Origin of the sequence: Kaistia hirudinis (assembly GCF_014196455.1) — a bacterium.
GTDB lineage: Bacteria > Pseudomonadota > Alphaproteobacteria > Rhizobiales > Kaistiaceae > Kaistia > Kaistia hirudinis.
In genome coordinates, this window is sequence record NZ_JACIDS010000003.1 from 678,255 (window position 1) to 701,185 (window position 22,931).

Annotated in this window: 23 protein-coding genes and 1 pseudogene; 9 read left to right on the plus strand and 15 right to left on the minus strand. The window is 66.8% G+C overall.

The window, feature by feature from the left end; all coding sequences use genetic code 11:
- Positions 1-393 precede the first annotated feature (393 nt).
- Positions 394-1,257: a DUF3108 domain-containing protein gene (locus GGR25_RS13160; protein WP_183399229.1), complete on the minus strand. Its 864-nt coding sequence runs from the start codon at positions 1,255-1,257 to the stop codon at positions 394-396.
- Positions 1,258-1,576: 319 nt separating this feature from the next.
- Between GGR25_RS13160 and rpmB the strand changes: the two genes are divergently transcribed.
- Entirely contained in the window at positions 1,577-1,870 is a 294-nt protein-coding gene (rpmB, locus tag GGR25_RS13165) for a 50S ribosomal protein L28 (protein WP_183399230.1), read from the plus strand.
- An 81-nt stretch (positions 1,871-1,951) separates the two neighbouring features.
- Here rpmB and GGR25_RS13170 read toward each other — a convergent pair whose 3' ends face one another.
- Positions 1,952-2,998: a threonine aldolase family protein gene (locus GGR25_RS13170; protein WP_183399231.1), complete on the minus strand. Its 1,047-nt coding sequence runs from the start codon at positions 2,996-2,998 to the stop codon at positions 1,952-1,954.
- A gap of 464 nt (positions 2,999-3,462) precedes the next feature.
- Between GGR25_RS13170 and gltB the strand changes: the two genes are divergently transcribed.
- A complete protein-coding gene (gene gltB, locus GGR25_RS13175) occupies positions 3,463-8,181 on the plus strand; it encodes a glutamate synthase large subunit (RefSeq protein WP_380146893.1) in 4,719 nt (1,572 codons plus the stop codon).
- Between the two features lie 9 nt (positions 8,182-8,190).
- Complete coding sequence (locus GGR25_RS13180) at positions 8,191-9,615, plus strand: glutamate synthase subunit beta (RefSeq protein ID WP_183399233.1); 1,425 nt, start codon at positions 8,191-8,193, stop codon at positions 9,613-9,615.
- A 94-nt stretch (positions 9,616-9,709) separates the two neighbouring features.
- Here the strand turns inward: GGR25_RS13180 and GGR25_RS13185 are convergent, their stop codons facing one another.
- From GGR25_RS13185 to pdxY, 4 genes are all read right to left on the minus strand, one after another.
- On the minus strand, positions 9,710-10,219 hold the full coding sequence (locus tag GGR25_RS13185; protein WP_183399234.1) for a heme-degrading domain-containing protein: 510 nt from the start codon (positions 10,217-10,219) through the stop codon (positions 9,710-9,712).
- Positions 10,220-10,256: 37 nt separating this feature from the next.
- On the minus strand, positions 10,257-10,670 hold the full coding sequence (locus GGR25_RS13190) for a DUF3830 family protein (protein ID WP_183399235.1): 414 nt from the start codon (positions 10,668-10,670) through the stop codon (positions 10,257-10,259).
- Positions 10,671-10,819: 149 nt separating this feature from the next.
- Positions 10,820-11,554, minus strand: coding sequence for a DUF429 domain-containing protein (locus GGR25_RS13195; RefSeq protein WP_183399236.1), 735 nt, complete (start codon positions 11,552-11,554; stop codon positions 10,820-10,822).
- Positions 11,541-12,395 carry a pyridoxal kinase gene (pdxY, locus tag GGR25_RS13200; protein ID WP_183399237.1) on the minus strand — a complete coding sequence of 285 codons (855 nt, stop codon included), beginning with the start codon at positions 12,393-12,395 and terminating at the stop codon, positions 11,541-11,543. Before pdxY ends, GGR25_RS13195 begins: the two co-directional genes overlap by 14 nt.
- A 179-nt stretch (positions 12,396-12,574) precedes the next feature.
- Between pdxY and GGR25_RS13205 the strand changes: the two genes are divergently transcribed.
- From GGR25_RS13205 to GGR25_RS13220, 4 genes are all read left to right on the plus strand, one after another.
- Entirely contained in the window at positions 12,575-13,486 is a 912-nt protein-coding gene (locus GGR25_RS13205; protein ID WP_183399238.1) for an HpcH/HpaI aldolase/citrate lyase family protein, read from the plus strand.
- 330 nt (positions 13,487-13,816) lie between these two features.
- Positions 13,817-14,092: a DUF1344 domain-containing protein gene (locus tag GGR25_RS13210; protein WP_183399239.1), complete on the plus strand. Its 276-nt coding sequence runs from the start codon at positions 13,817-13,819 to the stop codon at positions 14,090-14,092.
- Positions 14,093-14,228: 136 nt separating this feature from the next.
- Positions 14,229-14,504: a DUF1344 domain-containing protein gene (locus GGR25_RS13215; RefSeq protein WP_183399240.1), complete on the plus strand. Its 276-nt coding sequence runs from the start codon at positions 14,229-14,231 to the stop codon at positions 14,502-14,504.
- Positions 14,505-14,625: 121 nt separating this feature from the next.
- Positions 14,626-14,901, plus strand: coding sequence for a DUF1344 domain-containing protein (locus GGR25_RS13220; RefSeq protein ID WP_183399240.1), 276 nt, complete (start codon positions 14,626-14,628; stop codon positions 14,899-14,901).
- A 133-nt stretch (positions 14,902-15,034) separates the two neighbouring features.
- Here the strand turns inward: GGR25_RS13220 and leuD are convergent, their stop codons facing one another.
- Both leuD and GGR25_RS13230 read right to left on the minus strand, forming a co-directional pair.
- Positions 15,035-15,640 (minus strand): 3-isopropylmalate dehydratase small subunit, encoded by a 606-nt coding sequence (gene leuD / locus GGR25_RS13225; protein WP_183399241.1) that lies wholly within the window; start codon positions 15,638-15,640, stop codon positions 15,035-15,037.
- Between the two features lie 98 nt (positions 15,641-15,738).
- Entirely contained in the window at positions 15,739-16,152 is a 414-nt protein-coding gene (locus tag GGR25_RS13230) for a metallopeptidase family protein (RefSeq protein ID WP_183399242.1), read from the minus strand.
- A 132-nt stretch (positions 16,153-16,284) separates the two neighbouring features.
- On the opposite strand from GGR25_RS13230, the gene GGR25_RS13235 reads away from it, so the two are divergent.
- Positions 16,285-16,566 carry a hypothetical protein gene (locus GGR25_RS13235; protein WP_183399243.1) on the plus strand — a complete coding sequence of 94 codons (282 nt, stop codon included), beginning with the start codon at positions 16,285-16,287 and terminating at the stop codon, positions 16,564-16,566.
- A gap of 45 nt (positions 16,567-16,611) precedes the next feature.
- On the opposite strand, the gene leuC is transcribed toward GGR25_RS13235, so the two are convergent.
- The 6 genes and pseudogenes from leuC to gloB all read right to left on the minus strand — a co-directional run bounded on the left by leuC (position 16,612) and on the right by gloB (position 20,983).
- Complete coding sequence (gene leuC / locus GGR25_RS13240) at positions 16,612-18,030, minus strand: 3-isopropylmalate dehydratase large subunit (RefSeq protein ID WP_183399244.1); 1,419 nt, start codon at positions 18,028-18,030, stop codon at positions 16,612-16,614.
- Positions 18,031-18,091: 61 nt separating this feature from the next.
- Positions 18,092-18,229 carry a hypothetical protein gene (locus GGR25_RS13245; protein ID WP_183399245.1) on the minus strand — a complete coding sequence of 46 codons (138 nt, stop codon included), beginning with the start codon at positions 18,227-18,229 and terminating at the stop codon, positions 18,092-18,094.
- A gap of 87 nt (positions 18,230-18,316) precedes the next feature.
- Positions 18,317-19,132, minus strand: a complete 816-nt coding sequence (locus GGR25_RS13250; RefSeq protein ID WP_183399246.1) for a class I SAM-dependent methyltransferase — start codon at positions 19,130-19,132, stop codon at positions 18,317-18,319.
- Between the two features lie 116 nt (positions 19,133-19,248).
- Positions 19,249-19,623, minus strand: a pseudogene (gene rplS, locus GGR25_RS13255) (50S ribosomal protein L19); the annotation flags it as partial.
- Between the two features lie 155 nt (positions 19,624-19,778).
- On the minus strand, positions 19,779-20,213 hold the full coding sequence (locus GGR25_RS13260; protein WP_183399248.1) for a cupin domain-containing protein: 435 nt from the start codon (positions 20,211-20,213) through the stop codon (positions 19,779-19,781).
- Positions 20,210-20,983 carry a hydroxyacylglutathione hydrolase gene (gene gloB / locus GGR25_RS13265; RefSeq protein ID WP_183399249.1) on the minus strand — a complete coding sequence of 258 codons (774 nt, stop codon included), beginning with the start codon at positions 20,981-20,983 and terminating at the stop codon, positions 20,210-20,212. The genes GGR25_RS13260 and gloB overlap by 4 nt, the downstream gene beginning before the upstream one ends.
- A 113-nt stretch (positions 20,984-21,096) precedes the next feature.
- Here gloB and GGR25_RS13270 point away from each other — a divergent pair, with 113 nt between their 5' ends.
- Positions 21,097-21,930 carry a class I SAM-dependent methyltransferase gene (locus tag GGR25_RS13270; RefSeq protein WP_210299924.1) on the plus strand — a complete coding sequence of 278 codons (834 nt, stop codon included), beginning with the start codon at positions 21,097-21,099 and terminating at the stop codon, positions 21,928-21,930.
- Here the strand turns inward: GGR25_RS13270 and GGR25_RS13275 are convergent.
- Positions 21,887-22,840 (minus strand): aldo/keto reductase, encoded by a 954-nt coding sequence (locus GGR25_RS13275; protein WP_183399250.1) that lies wholly within the window; start codon positions 22,838-22,840, stop codon positions 21,887-21,889. The genes GGR25_RS13270 and GGR25_RS13275 overlap by 44 nt on opposite strands.
- Between the last annotated feature and the right edge of the window lie 91 nt (positions 22,841-22,931).

Consider the following 22,931-nt stretch of genomic DNA (forward strand, 5'->3'; position numbering starts at 1 on the left):
TGCCGGGGCGAAATCCGGCTGCCCGTATTAACGGGAGGCGCCCCGTCACCCGCCAAGTCATGGTCAACAACACCTTAATTCGATCACTCGGATTTTTCGCATCGGCGTTAAGGGCTGGGCCGAATCCTGAACGAATCGGCGACGAATCGCTGGGAACCGGGGCTTCATGCTTCGTTCTCACCACGGGTCGCGGTCGGCGCGTCCAAGTCCTCAAGATCTGCGATGCCGGCGTTCTGCCGCAAGCAGCGCACCAGCGAAACCACGTCGGCTTCGTTAGGGATTGTCGTCGGATTCTGTCGCGTTACGGGACTGGGTGGCCCAGGCGTACGGGCATGAAAAAGCCCGCCGGCTGCTCAAGCCGGCGGGCTTATGAGTGAAACGGTCGGATGGGTGTCAGTTCAGCGCGGCGCGCTCGCTGGTCGACTGGCCGACGAAGCGCGAGGCATGGATCGTAAGCACGCCCGCTTCAGTGCCGATCTGCATGCGGAACGGCATCAGCACGCCAAGATTATCGACCGGTGCCAGCCAGACTTCGAGCTGCTTGTTGTTTTCCATGAACTTGACCTGCTCGCGCGACGGCCGATGGCCGGCGACGGGCACGTAGCGCGCGCCGCAGACGACGACGGGCCCCGAATAGGAGCCGCCCTCGCCCTGAACCTGCGCGGTCGACTTGTAGAAGAGCTTGACGTCGAAGCGCTGCCAGCCGTCGAAGACCGGGATCGAGCGGTTGCAGGCCGCGCCCATGTCGGCGCGCTTCATCGGCACCATCATCGCGCTGAGCGGATCGACGATATTGTGCTTGTGCGCAGGGAGCAGCGGCACGCGGTCCGCCTTCACCGGCAAGGGTGGGAGCGCCGCGACCGAGACGATCGTGCCGAGCTTCATGCGCATGGAGACATTGCTGCTCCTCTGCCCATTCTCGGTCGTGTCGAGATAATAGTCGCCCGGCAGTACCTTGGCGCCGGCGATCTGGCCGCTGCTCTTCAACAGCCCGGTGCCGTCGGAGACCATCGCTGTGACGCCGGCCGTGCGGCCGCGGATCGTCATGGTGTAGCGCGCATGATCGATCTTGGTGTCGAGATCGAAGCGGCCGATCGTGACGCCATTGAGCAGCATATTGTAGCTCGCCTCGAGCGAGCCGTCGCGCACCGGGCCAGGCTCGGCAAAAGCGATCTGGCCGCCGGAAGGCGCGAAAGCGAACAGGGCAGCCGCCAATGTGCCGGCGCGCCGCAGGGATGAGAACAGAGATCCGGTCATCGGCCTCTTCCGTCGCAGGGGTGCAGAGGACGTCATCATTTCATTAACCATAATGACCGGGGGTTCTGACTAAAGTGTTACCTGCCGGCGGACGTCTGCACGATGCGGGTAGCTTAGGCCGCCATCGAGGCCGGTCAAAGGGGCGTTCGGCCGGGATCGGCGCGGGAAAAGCCACCCTATCCGCGCGATCATAGCCGGCTCCATGCCTGTTCGGCTTGACGCGCCGCTTCGTGGTGACTATGAGAAGCCCACTTTTCAGATCCCTGCCGTACGGATGGCGGATGCCGACTGAGCGCGGCGGATAAGAAGGATTATTGCCATGTCTCGAGTCTGCGAGCTGACCGGCAAGGCCGTCATGACCGGCAACACCGTCAGCCATGCCAACAATAAGAGCCGTCGTCGCTATCTGCCGAATCTCGTCAATGTGACGCTGATCAGCGACGCGCTCGGCCAGAGCTACCGTCTCCGCGTTTCCGCGGCCGGCCTGCGCACGGTCGAGCATCGCGGCGGCCTCGACGCCTTCCTGGCGAAGGCCGATGCGAGCGAGCTTTCGGCGAAGGCCCAGCTTCTGAAGCGTCAGATCGCCAAGAAGCTCAGCGCTTCCGCCGCCTGATAATCGTCGCTTCGACGTTCAAACACCCGGCCGCGCCGCTGCGCCGCCGGGTGTTTTCGTTTGCGCATTCGCCGGGGTGGCCTATCCGTCGATGAGCGCGACGAAGCGGTCGACCTCGCCGGCCCGTGTGCGGAAATTGGTAACGGCGCGCACGATGACGCCGTCGTCCGGCTTGGCCAGGCCAAGCGTTTCCGCCGGCCAGCCGTGATAGACGGCGCCGCCCGCGCGCAGCCTGCTGTCCGCATCCCTCGTCAAATGGATGAAGAGTTCGTTCCCGTCCGGAGCAAGCGCCAGACGGGCGCCGCGTGACGCCGCGACCCCGGCCGCGAGGCGGGCTGCCATGGCGTTGGCGTGGGCGGCGAGCGCGAGCCAATGCCCGTCTTCGAGATAGGCCGCAAACTGCGCCGAGACGAACCGGCTCTTGGAAAATAGGTGGCCGGCGCGCTTGCGCTGGAAGGCGAAGCCGGCTGCCCGCGCCGAATCGAAGAACACGACCGCCTCGGCGGCGAAGCAGCCATTCTTGGTGCCGCCGAAGGACAGCATGTCGACCCCGGCGCACCAGGTGAGTTCCGCCGCGCTCGCGGTCGAGCCGGCCAGCGCATTGGCGAAGCGCGATCCATCCATGTGCAGCGGCAGCCCGGCGCCATGAGCGATCTCGGCCAGCGCCCGGATCTCATCCGGCGCATAGGCCGTGCCGGCCTCCGTGAGCTGGCTGATCGAGACCGCCATGGGCTGGCCATGATGGATCGCGGCGGCCGGATAGCGGGCGATCGCCGCCCGGAGCGCATCCGGCGTAATCTTGCCGGCGGCACCTTCGATCGGATGCAGACGGCAGCCGGCGAGGAATTCCGGCGCGCCGGCCTCGTCGACGGCGATATGAGCCCCCGCATGGCAGAACACCACGCCACCCGCTCGTCCGGCCTGCGCCAGCGCGAGGGCATTGGCCGCCGTGCCCGTGGCGACGAAGAAGACATGCGTCTCGTGCTCGAAGGCCTCCGCGAAGAGGCGCTCCACCCTGGCGGTCAGCGGATCGCCGCCATAGGCCGGCATCGCGCCGTCCCCGGCCGCTGCCAGTGCCGCCACCACGCGCTCGGAAGCGCCTGCCCAATTGTCGCTCGCAAAGTTCATGGCTTCCTCATGCTATGGGATGGAGCGCCCGCGCAAGCCGGCTGCGACGCCGAGGGCGCCGCCGCGACAAAGCGTGTCATCGGGTGATTCGCGAAATGGGCAACCCGGCGCAAGAATCTTGCGTGTACGTCGGGGCGCTTTCGCGGTAACGACGATTGCGGGGAGCGCTCTGAAACAAACATAATGCCGCCGGTGCCGAACGCTTGCGCACCGCGGAGAAGTCTGGCATTTTGGCGCGCTTTTGATAGGACAGTATTGCTGTCCCATTTGAGGGTGCTCCGAGATCGGGGGTGAATCGCTGCGGCGATGCCTTCCGGACCCGGAATGGAACTTGCTTGGACGGGATGGCGGTAGGAGGCCGGGCCCGTTCGGGCGGCGGAGGGGGACCGCTGTCGGGCTGATGGCCCGACGCGGGCGATGAACGGATTTCTGACAGAGATGAGGGCAGTGCAATGCCGAAGGTCATGAGCGATGCGCAGATGCGGTTGGCGGGAGCGGCGGTGGTCCGTGAAGCCAAAGACGCCGCGCGCGCCACGGCCACCGGCGCCCGAACGCTGAGCCCCGGCCGCCGCGGCCTTTACGACCCGCGCAACGAACACGACGCCTGCGGCGTCGGCTTCATCGCGAACCTGAAGAACGAGAAGTCGCATCGCATCGTCGAGAGCGGCCTCGAGATCGTGCTGAACCTCACGCATCGCGGCGCGGTGGGTGCCGATCCGCTGATGGGCGACGGCGCCGGCATGCTCGTGCAGATTCCGCACCGCTTCTTCTCCGAGGAAGCGGTCCGGCTCGGCTTCACGCTGCCCGAGCCCGGCCACTATGCGGTCGGCTTCCTTTTCCTGCCGCAGGATGCGGCGGTTCGCGCCGGCATGGAGAAGATCGTCGAGGACGTCGTCGCCGAGGAGGGCCAGGTCCTCATCGGCTGGCGCGACGTGCCCGTCGACAATTCCTCGCTGTCCAAGGCGCCGGAGATCGCGGCGACCGAGCCCTATCACCGGCAGGTCTTCATCGGTCGCGGCAAGGCGATCGAGAGCGAGGACGATTTCGAGCGGCGGCTCTTCATTATCCGCAAGGTGATCTCCAGCCGCATCTACGCGACCTATTCCGGGCTCGACAACGATTTCTACGTCGTTTCGCTCTCGGCGCGGACCATCGTCTACAAGGGCATGTTCCTCGCCTATCAGCTCGGCGCCTATTACCGCGACTTCCATGATCCGCGCTTCGAGAGCGCGCTCGCCCTCGTGCATCAGCGCTTCTCGACCAACACCTTCCCGTCCTGGCGGCTCGCCCATCCCTACCGGATGGTCGCGCACAATGGCGAGATCAACACGGTGCGCGGCAACGTCAACTGGATGGCGGCGCGGCAGGCCTCGGTCGATTCCGAACTGTTCGGCAACGACATCTCCAAGCTGTGGCCGATCTCCTATGAGGGGCAGTCGGACACCGCCTGCTTCGACAACGCGCTCGAGTTCCTCGTGCAGGGCGGCTATTCCATGCCGCACGCCGCGATGATGCTCATTCCCGAGGCATGGGCAGGCAACCCGCTCATGGACGAGCAGCGGCGTGCTTTCTACGAGTACCATGCCGCGCTGATGGAGCCGTGGGACGGTCCGGCTGCCGTTGCCTTCACCGACGGAAGGCAGATCGGCGCGACGCTCGACCGCAACGGGCTCCGTCCGGCGCGCTATTTCGTGACCGAGGACGGCGACGTCATCCTCGCTTCGGAGGCCGGCGTGCTGCCGATTCCGGAGGAGAAGATCGTCACCAAGTGGCGCCTCCAGCCGGGCAAGATGCTGCTGATCGACCTCGAAGAGGGACGCATCGTCTCCGACGAGGAGATCAAGCATCAGCTCGCGGCGAAGCTCCCCTATCAGAGCTGGCTCTCGCGCACCCAGATCGTGCTCGAAGATCTTCCGCCCGTGCCGCCGCGCGCGCCGCGGACGGATGTGAGCCTGCTCGATCGCCAGCAGGCCTTCGGCTATACGGTCGAGGATCTGAAGCTTCTGATGAGCCCCATGGCCACCACCGGCCAGGAGGCCGTCGGCTCCATGGGCACGGATACGCCGATATCGGTGCTCTCCGACAAGTCGAAGCTGCTCTACACCTATTTCAAGCAGAACTTCGCGCAGGTCACCAACCCGCCGATCGACCCGATCCGTGAAGAGCTCGTCATGAGCCTCGTCTCGTTCATCGGGCCGCGGCCGAACCTGTTCGACCTGCAGGGTGCCGGCCATCGCAAGCGCCTCGAGGTTCGCCAGCCGATCCTGGAGAACCAGGACCTCGAAAAGATCCGTGCCATCGGCGACCTGGACGACAACCCGTTCCAGTCGAAGACGCTCGACATCACCTTCGCCTCCACCAAGGGCGCGGACGGGATGCAGGATGCGCTCGACCGGCTCTGCGAGCGGGCTGAGGCGGCGGTGCATGGCGGCTACAACATCATCATCCTGTCCGACCGCATGGTCGGCCCGGAGCGGATCCCGATTCCCGCCCTGCTCGCCACGGCAGGCGTGCATCATCACCTGATCCGCAAGGGGCTGAGGACGTCGGTCGGCCTGGTCGTCGAGACGGGCGAGGCGCGCGAGGTGCATCATTTCTGCGCACTCGCCGGCTTCGGCGCCGAGGCGATCAACCCCTATCTCGCCTTCGAGACCCTGCTCGACATGCGCGACGAGTTCCCCGGCGAGGTGGACGAGGAAGAGATCGTCCATCGCTATGTGAAGTCGATCGACAAGGGCATCCTCAAGGTCATGTCCAAGATGGGCATCTCGACCTACCAGTCCTATTGCGGCGCGCAGATCTTCGATGCGATCGGCCTGTCGCAGGATTTCGTTGATCGCTACTTCTTCGGCACCGCGACCACCATTGGCGGCGTCGGCCTGCCGGAAATCGCCGAGGAGACGGTGCGCCGTCATGGCGAGGCGTTCGGCAATGAGGCGATCCTCAGGACGGCTCTCGATATCGGCGGCGAATACAACTATCGCATCCGCGGCGAGCGCCATGCCTGGACGCCGGATTCGGTCGCGAACCTGCAGCATGCAGTGCGCCTCGATTCCTGGGAGCGCTACGAGGATTTCGCGCGCGAGATGAATGAGCAGTCCAAGCGGCTGCTGACCATCCGCGGCCTGTTCGAGATCAAGCTCGCCGACGCCATGGGCCTCGCGCCCGTGCCGATCGACGAGGTCGAGCCGGCGACCGAGATCGTGAAGCGCTTCGTCACCGGCGCCATGTCGTTCGGCTCGATCTCGCGCGAGGCGCATACGACGCTCGCGATCGCCATGAACCGGATCGGCGGCAAGTCGAACACCGGCGAGGGCGGCGAGGAGGCCGAGCGCTTCCTGCCGCTCGCCAATGGCGATTCCATGCGCTCGGCGATCAAGCAGGTCGCCTCGGGCCGCTTCGGCGTGACGACGGAGTATCTGGTCAACTCCGACGTCATGCAGATCAAGGTCGCGCAGGGCGCCAAGCCCGGCGAGGGCGGCCAGCTGCCCGGCCATAAGGTGGATGCGACCATCGCCAAGGTCCGCCACTCGACGCCGGGCGTCGGCCTGATCTCGCCGCCGCCGCATCACGACATCTATTCGATCGAAGACCTGGCGCAGCTCATCTTCGATCTGAAGAACGTCAACCCGTCGGCGGCGGTGTCGGTCAAGCTCGTCTCCGAGGTCGGCGTCGGCACGGTTGCCGCCGGCGTCGCCAAGGCGCGCGCCGACCACATCACCGTGTCCGGCTTCGAGGGGGGCACCGGCGCTTCGCCGCTGACCTCGCTCAAGCATGCCGGTTCGCCCTGGGAGATCGGCCTCGCCGAGACGCAGCAGACGCTCGTTCTCAACGGGCTGCGCTCGCGCGTCGCGCTGCAGGTCGATGGCGGCTTCCGTACCGGTCGCGACGTCGTCATCGGCGCGCTGCTCGGCGCGGACGAGTTCGCGTTCTCGACGGCGCCGCTGATCGCGGCCGGCTGCGTGATGATGCGCAAGTGCCATCTCAACACCTGCCCGGTCGGCATCGCCACACAGGATCCGGTGCTGCGCAAGCGCTTCAAGGGCACGCCCGAGGACGTGATCAACTACTTCTTCTTCGTCGCCGAAGAGGTGCGCCAGATCATGGCCGCCATGGGCGTGCGCAAGATCGAGGAGCTGATCGGCCAGTCGGACCGGCTCGAGAAGAAGGCTGCGATCGAACACTGGAAGGCATCCGGTCTCGACTTCACGCGGCTGTTCTTCAAGCCCGACGCGGAGCCGCACGAGATCCGTCACACCGAGCTGCAGAAGCACCCGATCGACGACGTGCTCGACCGGCGCCTGATCGCGGCGGCGAAGCCCGCGCTCGAGACCGGCGTGCCGGTCAAGATCGAGGAGCGCATCCACAACACCGATCGTTCGGCGGGCGCGATGCTCTCCGGCGAGGTGGCGAAGCGCTACGGCAATGACGGGCTGCCCGAGGACACGATCGCGATCACGCTCCGCGGCACGGCCGGACAGAGCTTTGCGGCCTTCCTGGCGCGCGGCGTCTCGATCGACCTGATCGGCGAAGGCAACGACTATGTCGGCAAGGGCCTCTCGGGTGGGCGCATCGTCGTGCGGCCGCCGGAGAACACCCGCATCGTGCCGGAAGAGTCGATCATCGTCGGCAACACGGTGCTCTATGGCGCGACCGAGGGCGAGGCCTATTTCCGCGGCGTCGCCGGCGAGCGCTTCTCTGTGCGCAACTCCGGCGCCATCGCGGTCGTCGAAGGCTGCGGCGATCACGGCTGCGAATACATGACCGGCGGCATCGTCGTCGTCATCGGCCAGACCGGGCGCAACTTCGCGGCCGGCATGTCCGGCGGCATCGCCTACGTGCTGGACGAAGACCAGAGCTTCGCGCAGCGCTGCAACCTGTCCATGGTCGAGATCCAGCCGGTCCAGGAAGAGGACGACCTGCTCGAACAGCTGCATCACCATGGCGGCGACATCGAGCACAAGGGCCGGATCGACATCACCTCGGACATGAACCGGTTCGACGACGAGCGTCTGCATCGGCTCATCTCGCAGCACCTTCACTACACGGGCTCGGAACGGGCGCGGGTCATCCTCGAGAACTGGGCCGCCTACCGGCCGAAGTTCCGCAAGGTCATGCCGGTGGAATACCGCCGTGCACTGATCGAGATGGAACGGGCGCGTTACGGCATCGCGGCGGAGTGAGGAATTCACATGGGTAAGGTTACAGGCTTCCTCGAGATCGACCGCCAGGACCAGAAGTACCAGCCGGCATCCGACCGGATCCGGCACTTCCGGGAGTTCACGCTGCGCCTCTCCGACGAGGAGGTGTCGCGGCAGGCGGCCCGCTGCATGGATTGCGGCATCCCCTATTGCCATGGCGGCACGGGCTGCCCGGTCCACAACCAGATTCCGGACTGGAACGACCTCGTCTATACGGGCGACTGGCAGGAGGCCTCGCGCAACCTGCATTCGACCAACAACTTCCCGGAGTTCACCGGCCGCGTCTGCCCCGCGCCCTGCGAGGAAGCGTGCACGCTGAACCTCGAGAACACGCCGGTCGCGATCAAGTCGGTCGAGCAGACCATCGCCGACAAGAGCTGGGAGAACGGCTGGATCAAGCCGGAAATCCCGTCGGTGAAGACCGGCCGGAAGGTCGCGGTGGTGGGATCGGGTCCTGCGGGCCTCGCGGCGGCGCAGCAGCTGGCGCGGGCCGGCCACGATGTTCACGTCTATGAGCGCGAGCCCAAGGCCGGCGGCCTGCTTCGCTATGGCATCCCGGACTTCAAGATGGAGAAGCACTTCATCGATCGGCGCGTCGCGCAGATCGAGGCCGAGGGTGCGACGTTCCATTATGGCGTCAATGTCGGCGTGACCAAGCCGATCGCCGAGCTGATCGACGCGCATGACGCGGTGCTGCTCACCGGCGGCGCCGAGGCCCCGCGCGATCCGAAGCTGCCGGGCGTGGAGCTCGAAGGCGTGCATTACGCCATGCCGTTCCTGGTCCAGCAGAACCGCCGCGTCGGCCGCGAGGACGTCAGCAATGAGGAGCCGATCATCGCGACCGGCCGTCGCGTCGTCGTCATCGGCGGTGGCGATACGGCGTCGGACTGCGTCGGTACGGCCTTCCGCCAGGGCGCGCTCGCCGTCACCCAGCTTGACATCCGCCCGATGCCGCCGCTGCGCGAGGACAAGCTGACGGTCTGGCCCTATTGGCCGACCAAGTTCCGCACCTCGTCCTCGCAGGCCGAGGGCGCCGAGCGCGAATTCGCCTGTGCGACGCTGCGCGTCGTCGGCAAGAACGGCAAGGTCGTGGGCGTCGAATGCGCGCGCGTCGACGAGAAGCGTCGTCCGATCGAGGGCACGGAGTTCATCATCCGCGCCGATCTCGTCTTCGTCGCGATCGGCTTCGCGCATCCGCTGCATGAGGGCATGCTGGCCGAACTCGGCGCGGATCTGGACAAGCGCGGCAATCTGAAGGCCGATACCGAGCGTTATGCGACCTCGGTCGACAAGGTCTTCGCGGCCGGCGACATGCGCCGCGGCCAGTCGCTGGTCGTCTGGGCGATCCGCGAGGGACGCCAGGCGGCGCATGCGATCGACAAGCGGCTGATGGGCGAGACAAGTCTGCCCTGGTAGGGCGGGCCACCTACCCCTCAAGACGGAAAAGCCCCGGCATCGGACCCGATGCCGGGGCTTTTTGCTTAGTGTCCGCCTCGAAAAGCGGAGAGTTTCAGGCCGTCCAGACTTCGGCGCGCGGCTCGCCCGCCTCGGTTTCGGCGAGGAACTCCTCGATCACGGCGACGGCCAGCCTGTGGTCCTCGGCCTGCGGCAGGCCGGAGACCGTGGCCGTGCCGACGACGCCGACATGGCGCACGATGATCGGGAAGGCGCCGCCATGGGCGCGGAACAGCGCGCCGTCGACGAGGCTGCTCGTGGCGAAATCGACGCCCTTCAGCCGTGCGCGCTGGCCGATATAGAACGAGGAATGGCCGAAGCGGCGCACCACGGCGTTCTTGCCGGCGATCCAGAACTCGTTGTCCGCCGACGTGCCTTCGAGCGCGGCATAGAACAGCCGCTGCTCGCCGCGCGAGACATCGACCGCAACCGCGAGCTTCTCGGCACGGGCGCGTTCGATGATCTTGAGACCGAGCGCGATCGCCGTGTCATTGTCGAAGCGGTCGAAGACGAGCCGCTTCTCCTGGTCCAGCAACTCCTTGAGGAGAGCCTCGTCGTCGCTCATCGTCCCGTCTCCCGATCGCGCATGCGACAGCCGGCCCTCAGGCCCATTCGATCACGATGTCCTGCGCGCCGTGCCACAGCGTCAGCTTGCCAAGCGCCAGCAGGTTCTCGCGGCCCTCGGTGATCGTGATGAAATGATTGCCGGCGAGCTGGCCGACCTTGGAGGAGAAATCGACGCCGCCATAGGCGAGCAGGATTTCCGTTTCGCTGATGCCGCCGGGATAGAGAATGAACTCGCCGGGGGCCGGGTGCGAGGTGTGGTTCTCATAGGAGAGGCCGAGATCGAGGTCGCCGAGCGGAATCCAGCAACCCTCGCCGCTCCAGCGCACATGGATGAGCTTTTCCTTGTAGGGCAGCAGCGTCTTGAACTTGGCCACCGTCTTCGGCGCCGCCTCCTCCTCGAACTTGCCATAGAAGGTGTAGGGGCCGGCGGTGATCTTGAGTTTGCTCATCGGCTTTGCTGTCCTTTCGAAGCGTTGTCGGGCGATCCGCGAGCACATTGTGGATCGCGGCGGGCGCGGTCAAGGCTCCTCGTGCCGCGGCGCACCATCGGCGCGCCCGGCGGAGGAGTTGCAAGCGTCCGACCGCGGGGGAGGGGGCTTCAGGCCCAGATCGCCATGCGGAGCCCATGCGCGTCGCGGTCCGGCTCGGCCGGGAAGGGCTCCGCCGCGCCGGCGTGGATGCGCCGGGCGATCAGGGCATTGGCCGCCGCGTCGAGGAGATCGTCCGCTCCGGCGCCCCGGGGGACAGCGGCGAGGAAATCCGGCGCGAAGCCGAGACGTTCGAGCAGCCGGCGCCGCTCTTCGATGCCCGGGCGCGAGGCTTCGCTGCGGATCGTCTTCGGCAGCGACATCGCCTGCCCGCCGTTCAGTCGCCAGAAGGCGAGTTCGGGGTGCACCTCATGAACGCGCGACTCGAGCGCCGGCGTCATCAGCGCGTCGATCTCCCGCATCTTCGGGAACAGATGAAAGCACTGTTTCGAGACCTTCTTCGGCGGTGTCGATGTAGCGACCGCTGCCGCGCAGGCCGCGCCATAATCGCCCGCATAGACGGCGGCGCGCGACGGCACGGCGAAGACCGACGATTGCCGCGCGCCGAGCAGGCGCCGCACGGACTTTTCCGGGCCTCTGCCGTTGGGACCGATATGGTCCGGCAGCCCGATCGGCATGTCGACGGCGATGATGGCCGGCCGCGAGGGATGGTCGAGGAGATCGGCAAACCGACCCGTCACGAGCAGTTGCGGCGCGATCGGGCCGTCCGCCGGGATCAGCACGGCGATCCAGCCGGCCTTGCAGCCGTCGACGCCGGCAAGGAAGGGCTGGCTAGGCTCGGTCATCGGTGATGGTGACCGGGATCGTCGGCGCGACCAGTGCATCCTGGATGCTGGCGAGGGGAAGCTCGTCCGTGCCGAGGCGGACCGCTCCGTCGAGCGCCGCCATGACGCCGCCGGCGGTCAGGCGCAGGGCCTCGGCATCGCTGAGGCCGTCCAGCAGGCGGGCCAGCAGCAGCGCGGCGAACAGGTCGCCCGTGCCATTGGTGACGCGGCCGGTGATCTGCGCATGCCGCGCCGCGATCGTGGCATCGGCGGAAACAAGCAGCGTCTCGGTCCAGTCGGCCTCGACCGCCGCCGAGGTCACGGCGACGCGGCGGGCCTTGAGCGAGCGGGCCGCCGCGATCAGCCCGTCCCGGCCCTCCGGCGGCGTGCGGGCAAGAAAGGCGAGCTCGGTCGGGTTGGGGGTCAGCAGATCCGCCCGCGGCGCGAGATGGTCGCGGATCGCTTCGGCCGTCGCCTGCGGGACATAGAGCGTGCCGTGATCGCCCATGACGGGGTCGCACAGATAGAGCGCATCCGGCCGTGCGGCCTTGACCGCATCGATCAGGCCGGCGATCGCCGCCGCCTGGCCCGGTGCGCCGAGATAGCCGGTCAGGATGCCGCCGATCTCGCCGAGCTTGGGCGAACGGGCGAGGTCCGAGAGCAGCGTCTCGAAGGCCGCCGCGTCGGGCACGATCCGGTCGGCCCGTCCCTGGCCGGGATGCCAGGGTAGCGTCACGGTCGCGACCTGCCAGACTGGGAAACCGAGCCGCTCCAGCGCGAAGGTGGCCGCGCGCCCGCCGATCGAGCCGCGGGCGACGGTGCTGGTGATGACGAGGACAGCGGGCTTCTGGCGGCCGGGCATGGCGATCTCCGAGGAAGGCGCGAAATCTAGAGTGTTTTCAGCGCGAGGGGAAACCCGCCGATGTGAAGAATTGACGACAAATCAGCAATCTAGTCGTGGTCTGGCGGTGCATTCCCTCACCCGCATGGCCTGCGTCCGCCTCGAGCCGCTATGATCGCGCGGCAGAAGCGGAGAAGGCCATGTCGTCTGTCGTGCCGCGCCGTACGGCGCTTTATGTTCCCGGGTCGCATGCGCGCGCGGTAGAGAAGGCGCCGCATCTTGGGGCCGATGTCGTGATCTTCGACCTCGAGGACGCCGTGGCGCCGGACGCGAAAGCCGAGGCACGGCGGCGGGTCGCCGAGGCGCTGGCAGCCCCGGCCGGACCGGAGCGCGTGATCCGCATCAACGGCCTCGACACGCCCTGGGGCGCCGAGGACCTGGCCGCGGCCGTTGCGGCACGGCCGGACGCGATCCTGATTCCGAAAGTGTCGTCCGGCGCAGAGGTCGAGCGCGTCCGCGCCGCGATCCGGGCGATGGATGGTGCTGCCGCCATTTCGCTCTGGGCGATGATCGAGACGCCGCGCGCCGTCCTGAACCCGCTCGACATCGCGGCTTCACGCGACGAGATGCTGCCGCTCGCGGCCTTCGTGCTCGGGCTCAATGATCTTTCCCGCGAGACCGGGACACGGCAGGTGCCGGGCCGTGCGCCGATGCTGCCCTGGATGATGAACACGCTCGCTGCCGCGCGGATCGCCGGTCTCGCCGTTCTCGACGGTGTCTTCAACGATATTGCCGATACGGCAGGCTTCGCGGCGGAGTGCGCCGTGGCGCGCGATTGCGGCTTCGATGGCAAGACGGTGATCCATCCCGCGCAGATCGCGCCCTGCAATGCCGCCTTCTCGCCATCGGGCGAGGAATTGGCGGAGGCGGAGCGGATCGTTACGGCCTTCGCGCTGCCCGAAAATGCCGGTCGCGGCGCGATTGCCCTCGGCGGGCGGATGGTCGAGCGGCTCCATGCCGAGATCGCGGCCCGCCGGATCGCCTTCGCCGCCGCAATCGCGCGGCGTGAGGCCATGCCGGACGATGGCGCCGCCGGGCGGGAGGCGGTATGACCGCCGGAACAGCCCGAAAAAATATATGTAGACTTATGATAAGCAACGCTATTTTGTGAACGATCACCGTCGAGATGGTGAACAATAGCGAGCGGTTTCGGTAGATAATTCTACTATAATCGTGATTCTTAGGACGTATCTCTCCAAATTTGGGAAGAGGCGCAATTACCGATCAGTCACATTTTTCAAGATCGGTGCACATGACAAATCCGTGAATTGAGCCGCGAAGAAGAGGGGCCCATATCAGCGTCACCGAAGACGGACACCGAATGCGAACGATCGGTTCGGTACCACCGTCCGGCAGGACAAATGCAGACAAGGAGTTGCATTATGCGCAAGCTCGTTCTCGCGGCCGCCTCGCTGGCCTTCCTCGCTTCCGGCGCCTCGGCCTTTGCCGCAGAGCAGATCGAGGGCACCGTCGCCAGCGTCAACCCCGCAACCGGTACGCTGACGCTTGCATCCGGGCAGACCTACACCTTCGCCAATGGCTCGGTGCTCTACGGCCTTCTGCCGGGGCAGCCGGTCGGCGTGACCTACAACGGCACGCAGGGCGTGGGCGCGTTCAACCCGCACCCCGCAAGCGCCGACAACAGCGACGCCAACTAAGCGATCTCTGATCAACCTGCCCTTCGGCAGGGCCGATGTCGGCAGGATCGAGATCAACGGGGCGGGCAGGTAGGCCTGGACATGCGGTCCGGCGCAGCCCGTCCCTCACAACCAAGAGAATTCAAGGACACATATCATGCGCAAGTTCGCTATCGCGGCCGCCTCGCTGGCCTTCCTCGCTACCGGTGCTTCGGCCTTCGCCGCTGAGCAGATCGAGGGCACCGTCGCTTCGGTCAATCCGGCTGCCGGCACGCTCACGCTCGCTTCGGGCCAGAGCTTCACCTTCGCCAATGGCTCGGTGCTTTACGGCCTTCTGCCGGGCCAGGCCGTCGGCGTGACCTACAATGGCACGCAGGGCGTGGGCGCGTTCAACCCGCATCCGGCGAGCGCCGACAACAGCGACGCCAACTAAGCGATCTCTGATCAACCTGCCCTCCGGCAGGATCGGGATCAACGGGGCGGGCAGGTAGGCCTGGACATACGGTCCGGCGCGGCCCGTCCCTCACAACCAAGAGAATTCAAGGACACATATCATGCGCAAGTTCGCTATCGCGGCCGCCTCGCTGGCCTTCCTCGCTACCGGTGCTTCGGCCTTCGCCGCCGAGCAGATCGAAGGCACCGTCGCTTCGGTGAACCCGGCCGCCGGCACGCTCACGCTCGCTTCGGGCCAGAGCTTCACCTTCGCCAATGGCTCGGTGCTTTACGGCCTTCTGCCGGGCCAGGCCGTCGGCGTGACCTACAATGGCACGCAGGGCGTGGGCGCTTTCAACCCGCATCCGGCGAGCGCCGACAACAGCGACGCCAACTAAGCGATTGCTGATCGACCGGCCTTTTTTTTGAGGCCGGTCAAATGAAAACGCCGCCCGGATCCCCCGCCGAGCGGCGTTTTCTCATGTCTGCCGTCCAGTCTGTCCCGCAGCCGACCAAGGCCGCAGGGAAGGCTCAGGCCCAGGGACGGGTGGTCGCGGTCGTATCCTCATAGCGGGCGATCGCCGGCGCCTTGACCAGCGTCGTGCCGATGTCGTCCAGACCGTTCAGGAGCTTGTGCTTGCGCTCCGGATCGATGTCGAAATGCACCACGCCGCCATCGGGGCCGCGGATCTCCTGCGCCTCGAGATCGACCGTGATGCGCGAATTCGCGCCGCGGTCGGCATCGTCGAACAGCTTGTCGAGATCTTCCTTCGCGACGCGGATCGGCAGGATCCCGTTGTTGAAGCAGTTATTGTAGAAGATGTCGGCGAAGGACGTTGAGATCACGCAGCGGATGCCGTGGTCGAGAAGCGCCCAGGGCGCATGCTCGCGCGAGGAGCCGCAGCCGAAATTGTCGCCGGCGACCAGGATCGTCGCGTCGCGATAGGCCGGCTTGTTCAGCACGAAATCGGGATTCTCGCTGCCATCCTCGCGGTAGCGCATTTCCGCGAACAGCCCCTTGCCGAGGCCCGTGCGCTTGATCGTCTTCAGATAGTCCTTCGGGATGATCATGTCGGTGTCGATATTGACCAGCGGCAGCGGCGCCGCGACACCGGTGAGCGTCGTGAACTTGTCCATGGTTGGATGCCTCTTTCTGCTTGCCGGATCGGATCCGGCTTGATGCGTGGAAACCCGCTTCCGGGTCAATCTTCTTTCATGCTGCGGCCGGCCGCGCTTCAGTCGGCCGCGTTCTCGATGGCTTCCATATCGTCGTCGGAAAGCCCGAAGTGATGTCCGATCTCGTGGATCAGCACATGGCTCACCACGGCGCCGAGCGTCTCGTCATGCTCCGCCCAATAGTCGAGGATCGGGCGCCGGTAGAGCCAGATCCGGTTGGGCAGCCGGCCCGTGTAGCCGGTGGCCGACGCATGGGCGAGGCCGACGCCCTGAAACAGTCCGAGCAGGTCGAATTCGCTCTCGAGGCCGAGTTCCTCGAGCGCGTCCTCCGCCGGAAACTCGTCGACGCGGATCTCGATGTCGCCGATCAGCGTCTTGAATTCGGCCGGCAGCCCATCCAGCGCCACACGGCCGAGCCGCTCGAAATCCTCGAGCGACGGCGCCTTGAACGCGGCGATATCGATGCTCGTCACGTGCCGCTCCCGCAGCTTTGATCGGCTGAACGCCAGGTGAACGGGAACCTCAGGCGGGGTTCAGGCGTCGCCTGATCATATGGCTCCAGAACGAAGCCAGACGGCTTCGCGACGCAAAAGGGAGATGCCATCATGATGAAGCCTGCCTTCCTCGCTCTCGCAGCCTCGCTGGTCCTCGCCGGCGGCTCGCTCGTCCCCACCGCCGCCTCGGCGCAGCCCTATTATGGCGGCGGGCCGGGCTATGGCGGACCGGGCTGGGGCGCGCCCCATCGTGGTCCCGGCTGGCATGGCGGCCCTGGCCGCTACTGCAAGCCGATCTTCCGCACCGTCAAGGTCCACGGTCCCTATGGCTGGCGCTGGAAGACTGTTCCCGTCGGCGAGCGCTGCTTCTACAAGCCGCGCCACAACTGGTAAGCGGATCGGATCGGTCCGGCCTTTGCCGGACCGATCCGGCCGTTCTCAGTGCCAGTCGCGGATGTCGACGAAGTGACCCGCGATCGCCGCCGCCGCCGCCATTTGCGGCGAGACGAGATGCGTGCGGCCCTTGAAGCCCTGCCGGCCCTCGAAATTGCGGTTCGAGGTCGAGGCGCAGCGCTCGCCCGGCTTCAGCCGGTCTTCGTTCATCGCGAGGCACATCGAGCAGCCCGGCTCGCGCCATTCGAAGCCCGCGGCGCGGAAGATCGCGTCGAGGCCTTCGGCTTCGGCCTGCGCCTTCACGAGGCCCGAGCCCGGAACGACCATGGCGTTCACGCCCTCGCGCACCGTCTTGCCGGCGATCATGCCGGCGGCGGCGCGGAGGTCCTCGATGCGCCCATTGGTGCAGGAGCCGATGAAGACGCGCTCGACCGGGATGTCGACCATGCGCGTGCCCGGCTTCAGGCCCATATAGTCGAGCGCACGCCACTTGGAGGCGCGCTTGTTCTCGTCGGCGATGTCGTCGGGGTTCGGCACGACGCCGGTGATCGCGATCACGTCCTCGGGCGAGGAGCCCCAGGTGACGATCGGCGGCAGCGCGGCGGCGTCGAGGCGGATTTCCTTGTCGAAATGCGCGCCGTCATCGGAGCGGAGCGTCTCCCAGTAGCGCAGCGCCGCATCCCAGGTCGCGCCCGACGGCGCCTTGGGACGGCCCTTGATATAGGCGAAGGTCTTCTCGTCCGGCGCGATCAGGCCGGCGCGGGCGCCGCCCTCGATCGACATGTTGCAGACGGTCATGCGCCCTTCCATGGAAAGGTCGCGGATCGCCTCGCCGGCATATTCCATCACATGGCCGGTGCCGCCGGCCGTGCCGATCTCGCCGATGATGGCGAGGATGATGTCCTTGGCCGTCACCCCGTCCGGCGCCTTGCCGTCCACGGTGATGCGCATGTTCTTCGCCTTCTGCTGCAGCAGCGTCTGCGTGGCGAGCACATGCTCGACCTCCGACGTGCCGATGCCATGGGCGAGGGCGCCGAAGGCGCCATGGGTCGAGGTGTGGCTGTCGCCGCACACGATCGTCATGCCCGGCAGCGTGAAGCCCTGCTCGGGGCCGACGATGTGGACGATGCCCTGGCGATGGTCGCGCTCGGAATAATATTCGACGCCGAACTCGGCGGCGTTGTCGGCGAGCGTCGCTACCTGCAGCGCCGATTCCGGATTGGAGATGCCCTGCGAACGGTCGGTCGTCGGCACGTTGTGGTCGACGACGGCGAGCGTCTTGCCAGGCTGGTGCACCTTGCGATGCGCCACGCGCAGACCTTCAAAGGCCTGCGGGCTCGTCACCTCGTGCACGAGATGACGGTCGATATAGAGGATGGCGGTGCCATCAGGGGTCTGCTCGACGACGTGGTCGTCCCAGATCTTGTCGTAGAGGGTTCGCGGTTTGGCCGGCGACGTGGTCATGACGTCATTCCTGAAGAAGGGGAGCGGAGAAAAGGCGGCGTTCGAGGGGCGTCACGCCCCGTCAAAGTCGGCCGGAACCACGATCCTCGGTCGCCTGGAGGCGCGAGAAGAACCGCCAGGGCAGGCGCGCATGGTCGTCCATCGCCGCGAAATTGGCGGTCGTGGGGACGAAGGCGATCCTCTGCACGGTCAGGTTCATAACGTTTCTAAATAGCAGCCTCGCTGCCCACAAACAATGCTCTGCGCCCGCCGCGGGGGCAATTGCATTTCCAAACGGCCGTGCCGGTCAGACGGTCCGGGTCGCCTGCAGCGACAGCGCGAGGGGAAGGCGCGGGATGCCGGGAGGAAGCGCGAACATGCGCTGGCCGGCATCGACCATCATCGGGAAATGCCGATAGGGCAGGAGCTCATGCTCGTGCAGCCAGTCGAGCCGCATGCCGGCCCGCAGCAGCGCGCCGACGACATCGGAGACGCCGCGCATCCACTCATAGGTGCGCGTGGCGGTCAGCTGCGTCGCGTCGCCGGTATAGGTCGTGGCGCTTTCGAAATGCTCGGGCCGCTCGCGCAGCGAACGCCAGTCATAGCGCGGCTGCAGCGTGCCCTTCTCTTCCTCGAGCGGGCCGATGCCGGGATGCGTGTCGGCGAAATAGAGCCGTCCGCCCGGCTCAAGCACGCCCGCGACAGCCTCCGCCCAGCTATGGATGTCGTCGAGCCAGGTGATCGTGCCCCAGCTGGTGAACACCATGTCGAACCCGGTGCCGATCCGCTCCGGCGCATCATAGACCTCGCCTTCGACGAAGCTCGCCGCGAGCCCGGCGCGCGCCGCGAGGTCACGTGCGTGATCGATGGCACGCGGCGAGAAGTCGAGGCCGGTGACGGCGGCGCCGCGCCGCGCGAGGCAGAGCGTGTCGATCCCGATATGGCACTGGAAATGGGCGATCCGCAGGCCGTCGACATCGTCGATCTCGCGGCTCTCGATCGGATAGAGGACGTCCTCGCCCGCCAGGAAGCGGTCGATGGCATAGAAGCCGGTGCGATCGAGGGCGTGGAGATCGGCCCTCTCGTCCCAGTTCGCCCGGTTGCTGCGTTTGAAATCGTCCATCGCAAGACCCGCAACACAAAAGACCCGCAACAGAAAAAAGGCGGATCACATGACCCGCCTTCTGGAAGTCGCATCGGAAAGGCCGGAAGGCCGGGGCCTCAGCCCTTCGCCTTCTCCTTCGGAGCGCGCGGCTCGGTCTTCTCGACGATACGGGCGGCCTTGCCGCGACGATCGCGCAGGTAATAGAGCTTGGCGCGGCGCACCTTGCCGCGACGGACCACCTCGATCGAATCGATCAGCGGCGAATAGACCGGGAAGACGCGCTCGACGCCCTCGCCATAGGAAATCTTGCGGACGGTGAAGCTCTCATTGAGCCCGCCGCCGGAACGGGCAATGACGACGCCCTCATAGGCCTGCACGCGGGTGCGCGAGCCTTCGACAACCTTCACGTTCACCTTCACCGTGTCGCCCGGGGCGAAAACGGGGACGGCGCGAAGGGCGGCGATCTTCTCGACCTGCTCTTTCTCGAGCTGCTCGATGATGTTGGTCATGACTTGAACTCCTGCCGAGGGGCGTCCGTCGAGCGGGCGCCAGCGTTTCGGTGCGCTGTTTTCAGTTGGTTTCCGAGCGGCTTGCGCCACGGGATGCGCGCACATAGCGGAAAAGGCGCGGCAAGTCCACTGGAACCGGCGCGAATCGACAGATTTCAGCCATTCGGCGACCAGCCGGGCGGCGCCATCTCGAAGGTTTCGAACAGGAAGCCGGGCGCGACGGTGCAGCCGACCAGCGTCCAGGCGCCGAGGCTCTCCGCCGCCTGCCACCAATGCCGCGGCACGATGCCCTGCGGCCGCTCGCCGGCCAGGAGGTCGGCGCCGAGACGGATCGTCTCGACCGGGCCGCCATCCGGCGCGATGTCGAGCAGGAGCGGCGCACCCGCGTGGAAGTGCCAGACCTCGATGGCGTCGATCCGGTGCCAGTGCGAGCGCGTTCCGGCCGGCAGCAGGAAGTAGATCGCTGTCGAGGCCGACCGCCCGCCATCTGGCGAGCTGTCCGCGAAGGTCTGGCGGTAGAAGCCGCCCTCGGGGTGCGGCGCGAGATCCAGCAGAGCAATGATCTCCTCGGCCGATACGTCCGCGCTCATCCCTTGAAATTGTCCTTGGCCGTGCGGATCGCCGCGAAGACTTCGGCCGGCGTGCCGTTCGGCAGACCCATCGAGCTGCGCAGTTCCGCCGTGGCGGCGCGCAGATACGGATTGGTCGCCCGCTCGATCGCGACATTGGTCGGCACGGTCGGCTTGCCGTCAGCCCGGAGGCTGGCGATCATCTCGCCGCGCGCCGCGAGCGCCGGGTTGGTCGGATCGACGGCCGTCGCGAAACGCCAGTTCGACTGCGTATATTCATGGCCGACATAGAGCTTGGTCTCGGCCGGCAGCGCGCCGATCTTCTCGACCGAGCGCCACATCTGCTCGAGCGTGCCTTCGAACACGCGTCCGCAGCCGAGCGCGAACAGCGTGTCGCCGACAAAGGCGACCTCGTCCTTCGGGAAGTGATAGGCGATATGGCCGAGCGTATGGCCGGGCGTCTCGATGATGTTCACGGGATGGCCGGCGAAATCGATCGTGTCGCCCTCGCGCACGGTGCGGTCGATGCCGGGGATCTTGTCCGCCTCGCCGGCGGGGCCGGTGATCGTGCAGCCGGTTGCGGCCTTGACCTCCAGATTGCCCTGGACGTGATCCACATGGTGGTGGGTCGTGAAGATGTCGGTCAGCTTCCAGCCGCGCTCCTTGAGCGCCGCCAGCACGGCAGCCGCCTCCGGCGCATCGATCGAGGCGGTGCGTCCGCTCACCGGATCATGGACGAGCACGCCGTAATTGTCCTCAAGGCAGGGAAACTGAAAGATATCGAGGGCCATGGCATGCTCCGGGCATTGAAGGGTGTCGCGCGGGGCTGCGTCCGGACGGCTGGCGCTTCCCGCCCGCGATACCTAACATCGGATGCAGCGGATATCGACAGGAGAGAGCCAGTTTGGAAGAGGGGCGGACCATATCTCCCGACGTGGTCGATCTGCGCAGCTTCTACGCGGAACGGCTCGGCACGATCGCGCAGCGGCTGATCGCGGCGCGGGTGGGCAGCCTCTGGCCGACGCGGACCGGCGATCGGGTCCTCGGTATCGGCTATGCGACGCCGTTCCTCAGCGCTCTGGCGGGCGGTGCCGAGCGCGTGCTCGCCTTCATGCCGGCGGCGCAGGGCGTGATGAACTGGTCCGACGAGGGCGGCAATCTCGCCGCGCTCGTCCATGAGGATGTGCTGCCGCTCACCGACGCCTCGATCGATCGCATCCTCGCCGTGCACTGCCTGGAGACGACCGCGAATGCGCGCGATCTCCTCCGCGAGCTGTGGCGCGTGCTGGTGCCGGGCGGGCGGCTCATCATCGTCGTGCCGAACCGGCGCGGCATCTGGGCCCGCGTCGAGCGGACGCCGTTCGGCTATGGCCGTCCGTTCAGCCGCAGCCAGATCTCGAGCCTGCTGCGCGACACGCAATATAGCGAGATCGCCTGGTCGGGCGCGCTGTTCGCCCCGCCGCTCAAGAACCGTCTCCTGCTGCGCAGCGGGCGCAACTGGGACCGGGTCGGCCGCGCGCTCTGGCCGGCCTTCCCCGGCGTGCTCATCGTCGAGGCGACCAAGCTCGTCTATCAGGGCCTGCCGGCGCGGCGCACATCGAGCCGCCTCGTGCTGAAGCCAGCCCTGATCCCGGCCGGCAGCGGTGCCGGCCAGTTGCAGAAGCGGCCGCAGGGCGGCGCGCCGGCGGCGCCGCTCAGCGTCCGGATTGGTCCAGCCGAGCCAGATCCTCTGGGCTGAGTACCAGCTCGGCGGCGCGGGCGAGGCTCTCGAACTGATCGAGACGCGTGGCGCTCGCGATCGGCGCTGTGACGCCCGGCTGCGCCATCAGCCAGGCGAGAGCGACCGCGGCCGGTGTGGCGTTGTGGCTCGCTGCGACCGCGTCGAGCGCGGCGAGCACTGCCCGTCCGCGATCGTTGAAATAGTCGCCCATGCCGCCGCCGCGCGGGCTCTTGCCGAAATCGGCCTCCGACCGGTACTTGCCGGTCAGAAAGCCGGAGGCGAGGCTGAAATAGGTCACGACGCCGATGTCCTCGGCAACACAGAGCTGCTGCAGCGCGCCCTCGAAGGTGGAGCGGGCATAGAGGTTATATTCGGGCTGCAGCACCTCGTAGCGCGGCAGGCCCTTTTCGGCCGAGATGCGCAGCGCCTCGCCGAGCTGGTTCGCATCGACATTGGAAACGCCGACCGCGCGCACCTTGCCGGCGGCGATCAGCTTCGCATAGGCGCCGAGCGTCTCCTCCTGGGATACCGCCGCGTCGGGCCAGTGGGAGAAATAGAGGTCGATCGTCTCGATGCCGAGGCGAGCGAGCGATTCATCGGCCGCCTGCAGGATCCAGCGCTCCGAGAGGCCCTTCTTGCCGGGCTGACCGAGGTCGGAGCCGACCTTCGTGAAGATCTTCACTTTCTCCCGCACGCCGGGCCGCGCCTTGAGCCAGTTGCCGATGACGCTCTCGGATTCGCCGCCCTTGTTGCCCGGCACCCAGCTCGAATAGACGTCGGCGGTGTCGATCGCGTCGAAGCCATGGTCGACGAAGGCGTCGAGCAGGCGAAACGAGGTCGCTTCGTCGGCCGTCCAGCCGAACACATTGCCGCCGAACACCAGCGGCGCGATCGTCATGCCGCTCCGGCCGAGGGGTCGCTTCTGCATTTCCGGTCTTCTCCTGGTCTGGCTACGCCCACCGCCGGCAGGCGAAAATGGATCTAGCGTCGGCGCTTGCGATGGCCAGAGCGCGCGGCTC

What these genes read in the sequence shown, in the direction of transcription:
- GGR25_RS13160 (WP_183399229.1), bottom strand. Translation starts at nt 1,257, where the DNA reads ATGACCGGATCTCTGTTCTCATCCCTGCGGCGCGCCGGCACATTGGCG.
- rpmB (WP_183399230.1), top strand. Translation starts at nt 1,577, where the DNA reads ATGTCTCGAGTCTGCGAGCTGACCGGCAAGGCCGTCATGACCGGCAAC.
- GGR25_RS13170 (WP_183399231.1), bottom strand. Translation starts at nt 2,998, where the DNA reads ATGAACTTTGCGAGCGACAATTGGGCAGGCGCTTCCGAGCGCGTGGTG.
- gltB (WP_380146893.1), top strand. Translation starts at nt 3,463, where the DNA reads ATGAGCGATGCGCAGATGCGGTTGGCGGGAGCGGCGGTGGTCCGTGAA.
- GGR25_RS13180 (WP_183399233.1), top strand. Translation starts at nt 8,191, where the DNA reads ATGGGTAAGGTTACAGGCTTCCTCGAGATCGACCGCCAGGACCAGAAG.
- GGR25_RS13185 (WP_183399234.1), bottom strand. Translation starts at nt 10,219, where the DNA reads ATGAGCGACGACGAGGCTCTCCTCAAGGAGTTGCTGGACCAGGAGAAG.
- GGR25_RS13190 (WP_183399235.1), bottom strand. Translation starts at nt 10,670, where the DNA reads ATGAGCAAACTCAAGATCACCGCCGGCCCCTACACCTTCTATGGCAAG.
- GGR25_RS13195 (WP_183399236.1), bottom strand. Translation starts at nt 11,554, where the DNA reads ATGACCGAGCCTAGCCAGCCCTTCCTTGCCGGCGTCGACGGCTGCAAG.
- pdxY (WP_183399237.1), bottom strand. Translation starts at nt 12,395, where the DNA reads ATGCCCGGCCGCCAGAAGCCCGCTGTCCTCGTCATCACCAGCACCGTC.
- GGR25_RS13205 (WP_183399238.1), top strand. Translation starts at nt 12,575, where the DNA reads ATGTCGTCTGTCGTGCCGCGCCGTACGGCGCTTTATGTTCCCGGGTCG.
- GGR25_RS13210 (WP_183399239.1), top strand. Translation starts at nt 13,817, where the DNA reads ATGCGCAAGCTCGTTCTCGCGGCCGCCTCGCTGGCCTTCCTCGCTTCC.
- GGR25_RS13215 (WP_183399240.1), top strand. Translation starts at nt 14,229, where the DNA reads ATGCGCAAGTTCGCTATCGCGGCCGCCTCGCTGGCCTTCCTCGCTACC.
- GGR25_RS13220 (WP_183399240.1), top strand. Translation starts at nt 14,626, where the DNA reads ATGCGCAAGTTCGCTATCGCGGCCGCCTCGCTGGCCTTCCTCGCTACC.
- leuD (WP_183399241.1), bottom strand. Translation starts at nt 15,640, where the DNA reads ATGGACAAGTTCACGACGCTCACCGGTGTCGCGGCGCCGCTGCCGCTG.
- GGR25_RS13235 (WP_183399243.1), top strand. Translation starts at nt 16,285, where the DNA reads ATGATGAAGCCTGCCTTCCTCGCTCTCGCAGCCTCGCTGGTCCTCGCC.
- leuC (WP_183399244.1), bottom strand. Translation starts at nt 18,030, where the DNA reads ATGACCACGTCGCCGGCCAAACCGCGAACCCTCTACGACAAGATCTGG.
- GGR25_RS13245 (WP_183399245.1), bottom strand. Translation starts at nt 18,229, where the DNA reads ATGAACCTGACCGTGCAGAGGATCGCCTTCGTCCCCACGACCGCCAAT.
- GGR25_RS13250 (WP_183399246.1), bottom strand. Translation starts at nt 19,132, where the DNA reads ATGGACGATTTCAAACGCAGCAACCGGGCGAACTGGGACGAGAGGGCC.
- GGR25_RS13260 (WP_183399248.1), bottom strand. Translation starts at nt 20,213, where the DNA reads ATGAGCGCGGACGTATCGGCCGAGGAGATCATTGCTCTGCTGGATCTC.
- gloB (WP_183399249.1), bottom strand. Translation starts at nt 20,983, where the DNA reads ATGGCCCTCGATATCTTTCAGTTTCCCTGCCTTGAGGACAATTACGGC.
- GGR25_RS13275 (WP_183399250.1), bottom strand. Translation starts at nt 22,840, where the DNA reads ATGCAGAAGCGACCCCTCGGCCGGAGCGGCATGACGATCGCGCCGCTG.